This is a genomic window from Mesorhizobium sp. L-8-3, from assembly GCF_016756615.1.
Lineage (GTDB): Bacteria > Pseudomonadota > Alphaproteobacteria > Rhizobiales > Rhizobiaceae.
Map to the genome: position 1 here is coordinate 2192625 of NZ_AP023262.1, position 13290 is coordinate 2205914.

15 protein-coding genes are annotated in these 13290 nt (G+C 65.0%); 6 read left to right on the forward strand and 9 right to left on the reverse strand.

The window, feature by feature from the left end; genetic code table 11:
• Positions 1–23: 23 nt before the first annotated feature.
• The 4 genes from JN302_RS10385 to JN302_RS10400 all read left to right on the forward strand — a co-directional run bounded on the left by JN302_RS10385 (position 24) and on the right by JN302_RS10400 (position 6104).
• Positions 24–1190 (forward strand): M24 family metallopeptidase, encoded by a 1167-nt coding sequence (locus tag JN302_RS10385; protein WP_202334249.1) that lies wholly within the window; start codon positions 24–26, stop codon positions 1188–1190.
• A gap of 541 nt (positions 1191–1731) precedes the next feature.
• Positions 1732–4350: an FtsK/SpoIIIE family DNA translocase gene (locus JN302_RS10390; protein ID WP_202332800.1), complete on the forward strand. Its 2619-nt coding sequence runs from the start codon at positions 1732–1734 to the stop codon at positions 4348–4350.
• A gap of 155 nt (positions 4351–4505) precedes the next feature.
• A complete protein-coding gene (locus tag JN302_RS10395; protein ID WP_202332801.1) occupies positions 4506–5195 on the forward strand; it encodes an outer membrane lipoprotein carrier protein LolA in 690 nt (229 codons plus the stop codon).
• 102 nt (positions 5196–5297) lie between these two features.
• Positions 5298–6104 carry an exodeoxyribonuclease III gene (locus JN302_RS10400; protein ID WP_202332802.1) on the forward strand — a complete coding sequence of 269 codons (807 nt, stop codon included), beginning with the start codon at positions 5298–5300 and terminating at the stop codon, positions 6102–6104.
• Positions 6105–6141: 37 nt separating this feature from the next.
• Here JN302_RS10400 and JN302_RS10405 read toward each other — a convergent pair whose 3' ends face one another.
• Together JN302_RS10405 and JN302_RS10410 are read right to left on the reverse strand one after the other, a co-directional pair.
• A complete protein-coding gene (locus tag JN302_RS10405) occupies positions 6142–6603 on the reverse strand; it encodes a Crp/Fnr family transcriptional regulator (protein ID WP_202311921.1) in 462 nt (153 codons plus the stop codon).
• A 69-nt stretch (positions 6604–6672) separates the two neighbouring features.
• Positions 6673–7356, reverse strand: coding sequence for a response regulator transcription factor (locus JN302_RS10410; protein ID WP_202311922.1), 684 nt, complete (start codon positions 7354–7356; stop codon positions 6673–6675).
• 85 nt (positions 7357–7441) lie between these two features.
• Here JN302_RS10410 and JN302_RS10415 point away from each other — a divergent pair, with 85 nt between their 5' ends.
• Positions 7442–8032: a L,D-transpeptidase family protein gene (locus tag JN302_RS10415; RefSeq protein ID WP_202332803.1), complete on the forward strand. Its 591-nt coding sequence runs from the start codon at positions 7442–7444 to the stop codon at positions 8030–8032.
• A gap of 90 nt (positions 8033–8122) precedes the next feature.
• Here the strand turns inward: JN302_RS10415 and JN302_RS10420 are convergent, their stop codons facing one another.
• Entirely contained in the window at positions 8123–8383 is a 261-nt protein-coding gene (locus tag JN302_RS10420; RefSeq protein WP_202332804.1) for a DUF1127 domain-containing protein, read from the reverse strand.
• 115 nt (positions 8384–8498) lie between these two features.
• On the opposite strand from JN302_RS10420, the gene gcvA reads away from it, so the two are divergent.
• Positions 8499–9440: a transcriptional regulator GcvA gene (gcvA, locus tag JN302_RS10425; RefSeq protein ID WP_202332805.1), complete on the forward strand. Its 942-nt coding sequence runs from the start codon at positions 8499–8501 to the stop codon at positions 9438–9440.
• Between the two features lie 96 nt (positions 9441–9536).
• Here the strand turns inward: gcvA and JN302_RS10430 are convergent, their stop codons facing one another.
• The 6 genes from JN302_RS10430 to JN302_RS10455 are packed head-to-tail and all read right to left on the reverse strand — an operon-like array spanning position 9537 to position 13289.
• Entirely contained in the window at positions 9537–9971 is a 435-nt protein-coding gene (locus JN302_RS10430) for a c-type cytochrome (protein ID WP_202332806.1), read from the reverse strand.
• A gap of 4 nt (positions 9972–9975) precedes the next feature.
• Positions 9976–10482, reverse strand: coding sequence for a c-type cytochrome (locus JN302_RS10435; RefSeq protein ID WP_244846280.1), 507 nt, complete (start codon positions 10480–10482; stop codon positions 9976–9978).
• Entirely contained in the window at positions 10418–10957 is a 540-nt protein-coding gene (locus tag JN302_RS10440; RefSeq protein WP_202332808.1) for a methylamine dehydrogenase light chain, read from the reverse strand. The genes JN302_RS10435 and JN302_RS10440 overlap by 65 nt, the downstream gene beginning before the upstream one ends.
• A 9-nt stretch (positions 10958–10966) precedes the next feature.
• Complete coding sequence (gene mauD / locus JN302_RS10445) at positions 10967–11566, reverse strand: methylamine dehydrogenase accessory protein MauD (RefSeq protein ID WP_202332809.1); 600 nt, start codon at positions 11564–11566, stop codon at positions 10967–10969.
• Positions 11566–12144 (reverse strand): MauE/DoxX family redox-associated membrane protein, encoded by a 579-nt coding sequence (locus tag JN302_RS10450; RefSeq protein WP_202332810.1) that lies wholly within the window; start codon positions 12142–12144, stop codon positions 11566–11568. The genes mauD and JN302_RS10450 overlap by 1 nt, the downstream gene beginning before the upstream one ends.
• The gene (locus JN302_RS10455; RefSeq protein ID WP_202332811.1) at positions 12144–13289 is read right to left on the reverse strand and encodes an amine dehydrogenase large subunit; all 1146 of its coding nucleotides are present in this window, start codon (positions 13287–13289) and stop codon (positions 12144–12146) included. Before JN302_RS10455 ends, JN302_RS10450 begins: the two co-directional genes overlap by 1 nt.
• Position 13290: the final 1 nt, after the last annotated feature.

Consider the following 13290-nt stretch of genomic DNA (forward strand, 5'->3'; position numbering starts at 1 on the left):
GCCCGATGCTCGACGACCTGCGCATGCAAGAGCAAGATCCGCTGCGCGGCATGGACGCCGTTTTCCCCGGCGAAGAGTTCGCGGGACGGATCGAGCGTATCCGTGCCGCGCTCGCGCCGCTCGGAACCGATGCGCTGCTGCTGACCGGACCGGAGAACATCTTCTGGGCCACGGGGCGTCAGACGGCCGGCTATTTTGCCTTCCAGGCGTTGATCGTGCCTGCCTCGGGCGAGCCGGTTCTGCTGGTGCGCCAGCTTGAGACCACCGGTGCTCGGGCGTCGACTTGGCTGTCCGACATCCGCGCCTGGCAGGACGGCGAAGACCCGGCCGCCGCGCTCGGCCGGCTTGTGGCTGAACTCGGGCTGAAAAGCCTGGCCGTCGAACGCAATGGCTGGTTCGTAAGTCTGTCGCTCGGAGCGCGCATCGCCGCCGCGCTGAAAGAAGTCCGGATCCATGACGGATCGGGTATCGTGGAGGATCTGCGGGCCGTCAAGTCGCCTGCCGAACTCGCGGCCATCCGCCGGGCGGCGACCTACGCCCAGACCGGCATGGCTGCTGCCCTAGAGATGTGCCGCGCCGGGGTCAACGAAAATGATGTCACCGCTGCAATGACGGCAGCGGCGATTGTCGCGGGGTCGGAGGCGATGGCGATGGAGCCTTTGGTATCCTCGGGGCCTCGTTCCGGCGTACCCCATGCCACGTGGCGGCGGCGGCGCATCGAGCACGGCGATGCTGTCTTTCTCGAGCTTGCCGCCAGCCACGACCGCTATCACGCAGCACTTATGCGCAGCGTCTGGATAGGGGAACCGCCGGCGGAGGCAACGCGCATGATGGATACGACGCTACGAGCGCTGGAGGCGGCGCTTGCCGCGATGCGACCTGGTATTCCTTGTGCCCGGCCACACGAGGCGGCCCAGGCGGTCATTGATGCCGCCGGCTATTCGAGCGCCTTCCGCAAGCGGATCGGCTATTCGATGGGCGCCGCCTTCGCGCCCGACTGGGGCGAAGGGGCGATTCTGTCGCTGTTTTCGCATGTGACCCGGCTGCTTGAACCGGGCATGGTTTTTCATCTGCCCGCCACCTTGCGCAGCTATGGAAACTTTACGGTCGGAGCGTCGGAGACTGTGATCGTTACTCATACCGGCATCGAGGTTCTGTCGGACTTACCGCGCACGATGACCGTTCGGTAGTCTGCCCTTCATCTTGAGCTCAAAAGGGATTTCAGGCGCCGACCAGTGAAGAGGCGCGAAAATCTCAAGGGGCGGGATGAAGCACGCCGGCCTGAACGTCACCCTGGATGATCTGCCCATGTTGGCGAGCGACCGGCAGATCGCGGAAGCGATCGTAAGCAAGGAAATCGCAGAAAAATGGCTACGCCAGCGCCTGCCGACTCTCGCGGGCGCGAGATCTGCGGGCGTCCGGGATTACGGTAGGAGGCGCTGCCGATGCCTCTACCGACGACGCGGCCAAGGTTGCCGGGCACTCCGGAAAGAGAACGACGGCACAGGTCTATGACCGGGCCTTACTGCAGGCGGCCAATCGCTTCGCACAAACCCGCCTGAAGGGGCGAGAACGTAGTGGTAGCGCGCTGCTCTCAAAGCCCTGCGGCACATGCGGTTCAAAAAAGCGCATGGTTAATGCAGCCTTAACCTTCCCGCCGATAGTCTGGTCCGCGATTCTCGGGACATGACCGGCCTGCCGGTGGTCCCTGCCAAGACCGGGGGTTCAGGCATGCGCTCAGAGCTTTCAGCGCCACTATCGCTGGCTGGACAAGGCCGAGGGCTGCAAGCCTTCGCGCGCCGCCAGATCTGGCGCGCGGCGGGCCTCGCGCTGTTCGGTTTCGTTGCCTTCGCGCTGGCGGCGCTGGGTACATGGAATGTCGCCGATCCGAGCTTCAGCCATGCCACCGCCAACCCGGTCACCAATGCCATGGGCTATCCCGGCGCGGTCCTGGCCGACATCGCCATGCAGTTCTACGGCCTCGCTTCCGTCGCAGCCCTGGTGCCGGCGGTGATCTGGGGCGCTTTCCTGGTGTCGGCGCGCGGCGTCGATCGTATGCCGCGACGGGCCTTGGCATGGTTCGGTGCCTCGATCCTGTTCGCGGCGATCGCCGGCTGCCTGACACCGCCCCCGACCTGGCCTCTGCCGACGGGGCTCGGCGGGGTGTTCGGCGACATGGTGCTGAAAATACCGGCCTCGGTGACCGGCACCTATCCGCGCGGTATCCTGTCGATCGGCGTCGGGGCCGTCATCGCATTGCCTGCGCTATGGCTCTTCGCTTTCGGCTCCGGCCTGCTCCACAGGCCGGGCGGCCTCGGCGCCGTGCTCGCCGAGGGCGAGCCGGTGCGCACAGCCGAAGCCGTGCTCGACGAGGACGATGACGACGAGGACGAGGGTATCCTGGCGCTCGGCGCCGTCACCCATTGGTGGCTCTCGGCCCGCGCCTTTTTGCGCAGGCACTTGCCGGGCCACGGCAGCGACGGTTTCGGTGGTTCTTCGCGCCAGGCCCGGGGCCGGACCGGGGAGGGCGACGATTTCGAATTGCAGGCGCCGCGCCGGGGTGTTGCGGCGGGCCATCGCATCGAACCGGAGTTCTCGATGTCACGCGAACCAACGGGTCCGCGGGAGCCGGTCTTCGACAGTGACGACGATTTCGACGACGAGGATGATTTCTCGCCGCAGCCTGCCCGCCGGCAGGCCGCAGGAGCCGAGATCCCTCGCGCCGCCGGGGTTCGGGTCGACAGTCCGGCGCCGCGTCCCCAGCAGGGCGCGCGCGTGCAGCGCGAGGCCCAGACCTCGCTGATAAGCTCCGGGCATTTCGAGATGCCGTCGCTGCACTTCCTGTCGGAGCCGAAAAGCGTCGTCCGCGATCCCAGCCTGTCGAAGGACGCGCTGGAGCAGAATGCGCGGCTGCTGGAAGGCGTGCTGGAGGATTTCGGTGTCAAGGGCGAGATCATCCATGTTCGTCCCGGCCCCGTCGTCACGCTCTACGAGTTGGAACCGGCGCCCGGCATCAAGTCGTCGCGTGTGATCGGCCTCGCCGACGACATCGCCCGTTCGATGAGCGCGATCGCCTGCCGTGTGGCCGTGGTGCCCGGCCGCAATGCCATCGGCATCGAGTTGCCGAACGCCAAGCGCGAGACCGTCTATCTGCGCGAACTGCTGGCCAGCCGCGACTTCGAGCAGACCAAGGCGAAGCTTGCCCTGGCGCTCGGCAAGACCATCAATGGCGAGGCCGTCATCGCCGACATCGCCAAGATGCCACATGTGCTGGTGGCCGGCACCACCGGCTCGGGCAAGTCGGTCGCCATCAACACCATGATCCTGTCGCTGCTCTACCGCATGACGCCGCAGGACTGCCGCCTGATCATGATCGACCCGAAAATGCTGGAGCTTTCCGTCTATGACGGCGTCCCGCATCTGCTGACCCCCGTCGTCACCGATCCCAAGAAGGCGGTCGTCGCGCTGAAATGGACCGTACGGGAAATGGAGGACCGCTACCGCAAGATGTCCAAGGTGGGCGTGCGCAACATCGACGGCTTCAACGCGCGCGTCGCGGCGGCGGCGCAGAAGGGCGAGACGATCTCGCGCACCGTGCAGACCGGCTTCGACCGCGAGACCGGCGAGGCGATCTACGAGACCGAGGATCTCGATCTCGCGCCGATGCCCTTTATCGTCGTCATCATCGACGAGATGGCCGACCTGATGATGGTGGCCGGCAAGGACATCGAAGGCGCCGTGCAGCGCCTGGCGCAGATGGCGCGCGCTGCCGGCATCCACGTCATCATGGCCACGCAGCGCCCCTCGGTCGACGTCATCACCGGCACGATCAAGGCCAACTTCCCGACCCGCATCTCCTTCCAGGTGACGTCCAAGATCGACAGCCGCACCATCCTCGGCGAGCAGGGCGCCGAACAGCTGCTCGGCATGGGCGACATGCTCTACATGGCCGGCGGCGGGCGCATCCAGCGCGTGCACGGGCCTTTCGTCTCCGACGACGAGGTCGAGAAGGTGGTGGCGCATCTCAAGCTGCAGGGAGTGCCGGAATATCTCGACGCCATAACCGAGGACGACGGCGAAGAGGACGACGAGCCGGCCGGGCGTTCAGGCGGTAGCGGCGGATCGGGCGGCGGCAATCTGGACGATTCGGACGACCCCTACGATCAGGCCGTGGCCGTCGTGCTGCGCGACGGAAAGGCCTCGACGAGCTACATCCAGCGCCGGCTCGGCATCGGCTATAACCGTGCCGCCTCGATCATCGAGCGGATGGAAAAGGAGGGTATCGTCGGGCCGGCAAACCACGCTGGCAAGCGCGAGATCCTGGTTCCCACCGAAGAGGACAAATTTTAGTGATGACCGGGGCGGCGTGGAACCGGCGGCACCCGTCAAACTTAAGCCCAACTGAAAGCCTAGAGCATATCTGCCGAAAGTGTGACGCGGTTTCGGGAAGCAGGCGTGCGCCGAGTCAGGCTGCAAGCGGCAATCCCGCAGAAGAACGGAAAGCGATGAGCCACATGAGCAACGAAAACCGAACCCCCTTCCTCGCCACGCGGCGCCAGGTCCTCGGCTTGTCGCTGGCCGCGCTCGGCGCGTCGCTGGCCGGCGGGCTGGTTCCGGGCCTTGCCACCGTCGCCGAGGCACAGGCTGCGACCGACGCGGCGCAACGCATTGCCGACCATTTCTCCAATGTGCGCACCATGACCGGCGAGTTCGTCCAGTTCGGTCCCAAGGGCGAGCAGACCGGCGGAAAATTCTACATCGAGCGGCCCGGCAAGATCCGCTTCAACTACGATGCCCCGGCCGCCTTCCGCGTCATCTCGGACGGCAAGTCGGTGGTGCTCAACAACCAGCGCCTCAAGACCTGGGACCTCTATCCACTGTCCAAGACGCCGCTGAAGCTGTTGCTCGACGATCGTATCGATCTGTCCGGCAGCAAGGTCACGAGCGTCAGGGAAGAACGCGACATGACCACCATCCAACTGTCCGACAAGTCGGTGTTCGGCAATTCCAGGCTGACGATGATGTTCGACCCCAAGACCAACGCGCTGCGGCAATGGACGATCACCGACGCCCAGGGCAAGGACACGACGGTGATGATCTTCAACGTGAGGGAAGGCGTGAAGTTCGCCGCCGACATGTTCAAGATCGACTACGGTCTGGTTTCGGCCAGCACCGGGCGCCGGACCAACCGCTGACGCCGATACGTCGGGGCGCGCGGCCATCACCCGGGCCGCCTCTCCTTGCCTTTGCCGCCCAAGGCTGGCAGTTTCCGGCTCCTTTCCAAGCCGGATTCTCTCATGCCCTTTTCGATCGCCACGTGGAACATCAATTCCGTTCGCCTGCGCATGCCGCTGGTGGAGCGCCTCCTGAAGGAGCGTGCGCCCGACGTGCTGTGCCTGCAGGAAACCAAATGCCCGGACGACCAGTTCCCCTCGGCAGCCTTCCGCAGGCTCGGCTACGAGCACCTCGCCTTCAACGGACAGAAGGGCTACCACGGCGTCGCGACGATTTCCCGCCGCCCGCTTTCCATCGTCGAGAAACGACAGTTCTGCGGCATCGTCGACAGCCGCCATCTGGCCACCCGCGTGGAAGCCGGGGGGCATTCGCTGCTGCTGCATAACTTCTACGTGCCCGCCGGCGGCGACGAACCGGATCCGGAGATCAATCCCAAGTTCAAGCACAAGCTCGCATTCGTCGAGGAGATGCGGGCGGTGACGGCCGACACGCCCGACTTCAGCGCTTCCATACTGGTCGGGGACCTGAACATTGCGCCACTGGAGAACGACGTCTGGTCGCACAAGCAACTGCTCAAGGTGGTCAGCCACACGCCCGTCGAGACCGAGGGCTTCGAAGCCATGCGCATGGCGGCCGGCTGGGTCGACCTTATGCGGATGCGCGTGCCGCCGGAGGAGAAGATCTACACTTGGTGGAGCTACCGCGCCCAGGACTGGGAGGCGTCCGACCGCGGCCGTCGGCTCGACCATGTCTGGTCCTCGGACAACATCAAGGACGCGCTCGTCGGTGTCGAGATCCTGCGCGAGGCGCGCGGCTGGGACCGGCCGTCCGACCATGTGCCCGTCATCGCGAGCTTCGCCTGGGAGTGAGCGGCCCGGCCGCCTGCGGCTCGCAGCTTGCGACGCGTCAATCTTGGGGCGTGAAGCGCGGTGCAAGGCTCTCGATCTCGCTGACCAGCTTCTGCAGTTCGTCGACGATGCGCTGGTGAAGCGCCACGGCGATCTCGGGAAATTCCTCCAATATGCGCCGGAACAGCGTGCGGCTCAGCCGGACGAGTTCGGCATCGGAGGCGACCGTCGCGTCGGTCAGGCGATTCGAATCGGCGATCAGGGCGAATTCGCCAAGGATCACTCCGGGGCCGGCCTTGCCGGCAGGCACGCGCTTGCCCTCGACGTCCCGGAAGAGCTCGACCTCGCCGCTTACGACGACAAAGGCGCAGTCGGCCTGATCGCCCTCGCGATAGAGGATGCGGCCGGCCGGAACCCGCATGTTCTCGGCACCGAAAGCCAGCAAACGTAACTGTTCCTGCGTGAAACCCTCGAAAAGGCCCACGCCGGACAGGATGCGGACGTCGTCATCCAGCGCCATTATGTCCCCGGCTCACAGGCACCGGGTCCCTCCCGCGTGCGGCCCTCCAAGCCCCTCTCCGCGAACTGGTCAGGGAACCAGCTTGTAACCTCCGCTTTCTGTCACAAGAATTTCCGCATTGGAAGGATCGCGCTCGATCTTCTGGCGGAGCCTGTAGACATGCGTCTCAAGCGTATGGGTGGTGACGCCGGAATTATAGCCCCACACTTCCTCGAGCAGCACGTCGCGGGTCACCACCTTCTGGTCGGCGCGATAGAGATATTTGATGATGGAAGCTTCCTTTTCCGTCAGCCGCACCTTGCCGCCGCGCTGGTCGACAAGCAGTTTCTGGCTCGGCTTGAACGTATAGGGTCCGACGGAAAAGGTGGCGTCCTCGCTCTGCTCATGCTGGCGAAGCTGCGCCCGGATGCGGGCGAGAAGCACCGCGAAGCGGAACGGCTTGGTCACATAGTCGTTGGCGCCGGCTTCCAGCCCGAGGATCGTGTCCGAATCGGTGTCATGGCCGGTCAGCATGATGATCGGCGCCTTGTAGCCGCCCTTGCGCAGGATCTTGACGGCCTCGCGGCCGTCCATGTCGGGCAGGCCCACGTCCATGATCAGGAGATCGACCATGCCGCCGCGCGCCGCGGCCATGCCTTTGGCGGCGGTGGCTTCCTGCAGCACGTCGAACTCCTCGTAGAGCGACAACTGCTCGACGAGAGTGGCGCGCAGGTCTTCATCGTCGTCGACGATCAGGATGGTCCGGGAGGTCATGGCTCAATCCATTGTTTTGAAATGAAGAATGCAGTTGACCGGCAAGCCTTTATGCGGAACCTGACGGGCAGGAAAGCCAGTCACGGTGATTTGCTTCGTGAACCGATCATACTCCAAAAAAAGTGAGCGCAATGGGGCGGAGAGAAAAATCGGCAAACGATTCTCTCCACTTACCGTCAGGGCCCGGCCCGGAAACCGAAGCCAGGGACTGATCAATGCCGGCGGCCTGGTCTTTCCCTGCGCGCTCGGGCGCGGCGGTATCTCTGCGGCCAAGCGCGAGGGCGACGGCGCGACGCCGCTGGCCCGGATGCGGGTGCTGTCCGGTTACTTTCGCCGCGGCCGCTTCCCGATGCGCAGCCGGCTGCCGCTGAAAGCGATCTCGCCCGATCTCGGCTGGTGCGAGGTGCCGCATGACCGGAACTACAACAGGCCGGTCCGCATACCCTATGGCGCGAGCCACGAACGCATGCTGCGCGACGATCGCCTGTATGACGCGGTCATCGTGCTCGACTGGAATATCCGGCCCCGGCGGCGCGGGCGCGGCAGCGCGATCTTCTTCCATCTGGCGCGCCCCGGCTTCACGCCGACGCAGGGCTGCGTGGCGGTGAGCCATGCGGTCATGGCCCGCATCCTGCCGCTCTTGACGCGGCAGAGCGTGCTCCGGGTGATTCGTTAGGATAGCGCGACAAGAAAGGGCGGCACCGTATGGTACGGTACCGCCGTCTCATAGCATTGTCCTTGCCGGTTTGCAGAACCGACCGCCGTTCTATCGGAGACGGCATGAACGCGATCGAGCCCAACCGGTGTCGGCGAGGGTTGCGCGGGTAATCTCGGCGTTGACGGCCTCCGAAATCTGCCGGCGATCCACGCCGACATCGCGCAGGTAGCGGTCGGACAGTCCATCGAGTTCGTCTTTCGTCGCGTGGTAGCGCAGTGCCATGCGGAAGGAACGGCAGGCCCGCGCGATCGACGTCGACAGGCGCCAGGTTGTGGGGAGGTGGGAGGGAAGGTGCGCGATCGCGGACATTTCTTAGCCTCAAACAGATTTTGATAATCTGCCTTTCGAAGGGGAAGCTATTTCATTGATTGCTCCCCGAGAAGCGAGTAGTTTTTGGCCGATCATATAGGTCTGTTTGAAGATCATGGCCGTCCACATTCCCGGTACCCGCGCGTTGAGGACCTTGGAGGCGGCGGCGCGCCATCTGAATTTCACACGGGCCGCCGAGGAACTCGGGCTCACGCCGGCCGCAGTCAGCCATCAGATCAAGGAATTCGAGGAACAGCTCGGTGTGGCACTTTTCTCGCGCACCAGCCGCTCGATCGAGCTTACCGAGGCCGGCATGCTGGTCGTCGAAGCCGCCGCGGACGCTCTCGATCGTATCGGCCGCGCGGTAACGCGCGCACGCAGGATCAAGCGTGGGACTGCGGTGGTCAAACTGACGACGGACGCGGTCTTTGCCTCGAAATGGCTGCTGCCGAGGGTCGACCGCTTTCGCAGGCTGCATCCCGATATCGAGCTGCGCTTCGACATCGCCTCCGAAGTCAGGGACTTCGGCTATGACGACGTTGACATCGGGATACGCTTCGGGGGCGGCAGATATCCCGGCGTGATCGCCGATCGCCTGTTCGACAACGTCATCATCCCGGTCTGCAGCCCTGCTTTGCTGCAGAACGGTCCGCCGCTCAACGAACCGCGTGACCTGCTGAAGCACACGCTCGTCCACATAGAGTGGTCGCAGCAGGGCGTGACCTGGCCGAACTGGCGCATGTGGATGGCGGCGGCAGGGATAGAGGACTTCGACGACAGCCAGTGCGTGCTGTTCGAGGATACGAGCCACGCCGTGCAGGCCGCAATCGAAGGGAGCGTGGTCGCGCTCGCCGATTTCACAATGGTCGCCGGGGACCTGTCGGCCGGCCGTCTGGTCCGGCCTTTCGAACTCGGCATCAAGATGCCGGCGGACTTCGCCTACTATCTGGTCTATCCGTCCGAGTCGGCGTCCGATCCGCGCATCCTCGCCTTTCGGGAGTGGGTGCTGGGCGAGGCGAGCGCCGAAGGTATCGCTCAGAGAGCGTCGTTCTTGTAGCGCGTGGTATCTTCGCGAACGCCCGGTTGAGGTCACGGAAACGAGCTCGGCCGCGTCCGCGTCGCCCCTTCCCGGCGGCGAACACCGGCAAAGCAATCAGTAGTCCGCGATCTCGACGCCCTGCTGCCTCAGTCCGGCGGTAACGGCGCGGCGCGCGGCAAAGATGTCTGTCGGGCGGCTGCGGCGCGCGGCGGCGATCTCGGCGGACGCATAGGGCGTGAAGCCGTCCTGCAGCGACGAGCCTGCGAAATGGGGGACGAGCCAGTTCACCAATGCGGCGACGTCGTCGTCCTTCAGTCCGGAATTCATGATGCCCGGCACCTGGACAGTGTAGAGGCGCCCTTCGGGCAGTCGCTGGAAATGTCCGACGGTTCCCGCCAGGGCAGGTATGCGACCCGCGACCGACCCCGATCCATCGCGCATATGGCAACCCGAGCAATGCAAGACGTAGAGATACTGCCCGTCACCCGCCGCCGCGGCGTGGCAGAGGACCGCGGCGAGCAAGGCGAGAGCGATGCGCAACCTCCGCACGAGCCTACTCCAGCAGCTTTTCGCGCAGGGCAAGAAGCCCCTTGTGGTCGATCTTCTCCGCCCGCAGCGTCGCGATCTCGTTGGCCGTGTAGTCCTTCCAATCGGCCGGTGGCGGGTTCAGCGTGGCCATGACATAGGTCGCGAGCATGGCGATGTCGTCGTCGGAACGCTGCTTCTGCGGCGGCATGGCGCTGACAAAAGTCTTGCCGCCAGCGACGATCTTGCCGGCGAGGCCGTTCAGCACGACGAGCGGCAGGTAGCGGCGCGTATCCGGATCGCCCTTGGCAGCCCATTCGGCCTTCGCCAATGCCGGCGCGAGCCCGGCGATACCGGTGCCGTCCTTCTTGTGGCAGGCCGCGCAGGCTTTCCCGAACAGCGCCATGCCGTCCGCGCCAGGCGACGGTTGCGCCGAAAGGGCGAGAACCGGCGTCGCAAGGATGGCGATCCTAGCCGCCGCTGCTCCCCAGGCCGACAACCGCTGCGACCGTGCAATGATAGTTGCTCGCCTCATTCGCCATGCACCAGTTGATGTCGTTGTGCACGCCCATGCGATAACCCGGCCGTTCCCGCAGGTTGAAATTGCACAGGCAGCGGCCGCACGATGCCTGGCCGCAGCAGTCGTTGTAGGAGATCAGGTATTCCTTGCTGTCGCCCGGATTCTGGCAAGTGCCGACCCAGGTGACCTGCGAGACCGCGGCATTGGGCGGACACTGGTTCACCGAGCCGCCACAGCATGTGCAGAGGAAGCCGTCGAGTGCGCAATAACGCCAGTATTCGCACTCCGTATCGGCCTTTTCCGCCTGGGCACGCGCGGACCCGCCGCCGGCCCGGTCGAACGGCAGCATGGGCAGCAGGGCGCCGCCGATCGCCGCCTTGCCGATGAGGGACAGGACGCTGCGCCGGCCGGTGCGCTGTGCCATGAGCCGCGCGCCGCCTTCGGCGACGTTGTCGATCGTGCCGAACAGTCGATCCATGAGGCGATTCATGTTCCCCTCCTAGTTGAGAGTGGCGGTTTCAGCCTTGATCCAGTCCTGGATCGAGGCGTGACCGAGATCGTTGGCGTTCATCAGGCTTTCGAGCTGCTCGCGCGAATTGACCAGGCCCTTGCCGCGCACGACGCCCTGCCGGTCGAGCAGCACGGCGAAGGGCAGGCGGTTGATGCGGTAGGTCATGCCCAGGTCGGGCGACAGGACGTAGGGAAAGTCGCCGAGTCCGGCCGCCCTGTGGAAGGCCTGATGCGCGGTGTGGTCGCCATCGCTCGCGAGCACGATATCGAGCGACTTGCCTTCGGCGGCGCGCATCGATTTCAGCACCGGCAGCAGCTTCTTGCACACAGGGCACGTGGTCGAGAGGAAAAATACGAGCGTGTTTCTGGCGGAGGCGCCACCGATCGCCAGCGGCTTCCCGTCCAGCGTCATCAGGTCGAAACGCGGCGAGGCTTCGCCGACCTTGGGGCCGGCGTCCGTCATCAGCGCACCCATCGGCGCGACACGCTCGAACAGGATGCCGATCTGCCGCGCGAGCGCGAAGACCACGATCAGCAGCGCGATGACCACGACCCACAGCGCGACGACGGCGATCACCAACGGGTCCATCAGTGGGTCTCCATCCCGGCGTCACGCCGATGAGCGCCATCGTCGGCGGCGGCAAGATATGAGAGGTTGTCGGCGAGCTTCTCCGCGCCGGCCAGGAGCAGCCAGAAGCTGGCAATGGTGGCGAGGGTGGCGAACCAGCCGACCGCGCCGATATCTCCGGCTCCGGGCTGCTGCCCCGCGATCAGGGCAAGGCCGACAAGCGCGACGTTGCGTCCGACGAGGAACCAGGACAGGCCCTGGCCGGCCCCGCCGCAGCCGCAATCGATGCGGGTACGGCCTCGCAGGAGATTGACGGCGATGGCGGCCCCGTAGAGTACCAGCAGACAAGCGGCTCCTGCCGCGGCGCAGAAGCGTGTCTCCGGCAGGACAAGGCCAAGCGTTATGGCGACCTCGGCCGCAAGCAGGAAACCGGCCGCCGGAACGGCGAGGCCGACGGGCAGGATGCGGTATTCGGCAAGCGTATGCGCAAACCAGGTGAAATCGAGGAACTTGTGCGCGGCGCCGCGCAGGAAGACGCCGACCAGCGTGCCTGATGCGACGATGACGACGATAGGATGCGCGAGCGCTTCCAGTACCATCAGCGTACCTCGACCTGATCGGGCAGATCTCCGCCCGGCGCGGTAGCCGCCACGGACAAGGCGAAGGGCTGTCCCGAAGCAGGCAGGTCGTAGCGCACGATCTCGGCCTTCAGCCCGTCTATGGCGAAAATGGCGGGTGAGTCGCCCTGGCTTGCCGTCAGTGCGATGGCCGGGACAGATGCCGCCCTGCCGAGCACGGTCTCGTTCTTGAGATCCACGGCCCAGATCTCTTCGGCCGGGTTCTTGTGGCTGCCTTCGGTGCCGCCCGAATGCATCAGCACATAGGCGATGCCGGTCTTGTCGTGGACCGCGATAGGCTGATAGCCGCCGGGCCGCCAGTTGCCTTCGACCCCTTCGGTCAAGGCGATCTTGTCGGTCAGCGTGGCGGTATCGCCCTCGACGTCGATCACGTAGATGTTGCCGCCATAGGAGACGAAGACCCACTTGTCGCCCCAGCGGTAGGCGCCGGAGAAGAGCGCATCAGTGTCGGCGTCGAAAATCTGCTGCGACGGTTTCATCTCCGCCGAGCCGTCGGTCTTCACGTTGATCGTGCCGAAGGTTCCGTCGCCGCAGGTCGTCGCGAAACGCATCGGCATGGTTGCGGAGGGGAAGATGCCGTAGCAGCCGGGGTTCGGGATATCGGCGATCTGCTTCTTGCCCGCGATATCGACGACAGTCACCGATGTGGCCGGGGTCGCATTCTGGATGAAGAGATATTTGAGGTCGCTCGATGTCCAGAACAACGAGCGATAGTTGAGCGCCTGCGCCCGGTTGTTGGAGATCGGGATCTCTTCCTTGAAGGTGAGGTCCTTGCCGGAATAGATCTCCACCACGTCGGTACGCTCGCCACGCGTGGTGCGCGACAGGTGCGTGGTCGCCACATAGATGTCGGCGCTGCCCGCCGGCACATGAACCATCCCCAGATTGGCTATGCCGATGAGTCCGAGAAGTTTCAGATCCTTGGCGTCCAGGACGTAGGTGCGGCCGTCGACGACGTGATTGAGCGCCAGATCCACCGAGAACACAAGCTCGGTTCCGTCGGGGATGGTCATGTTGGTGACGGTCTCAGGCTGGATTTCCTGCGCCAGGACCGGGCCGGCGGTCATCAAGGTCGCAAAGGACAGTCCAAGGAAGATACTGCGCATG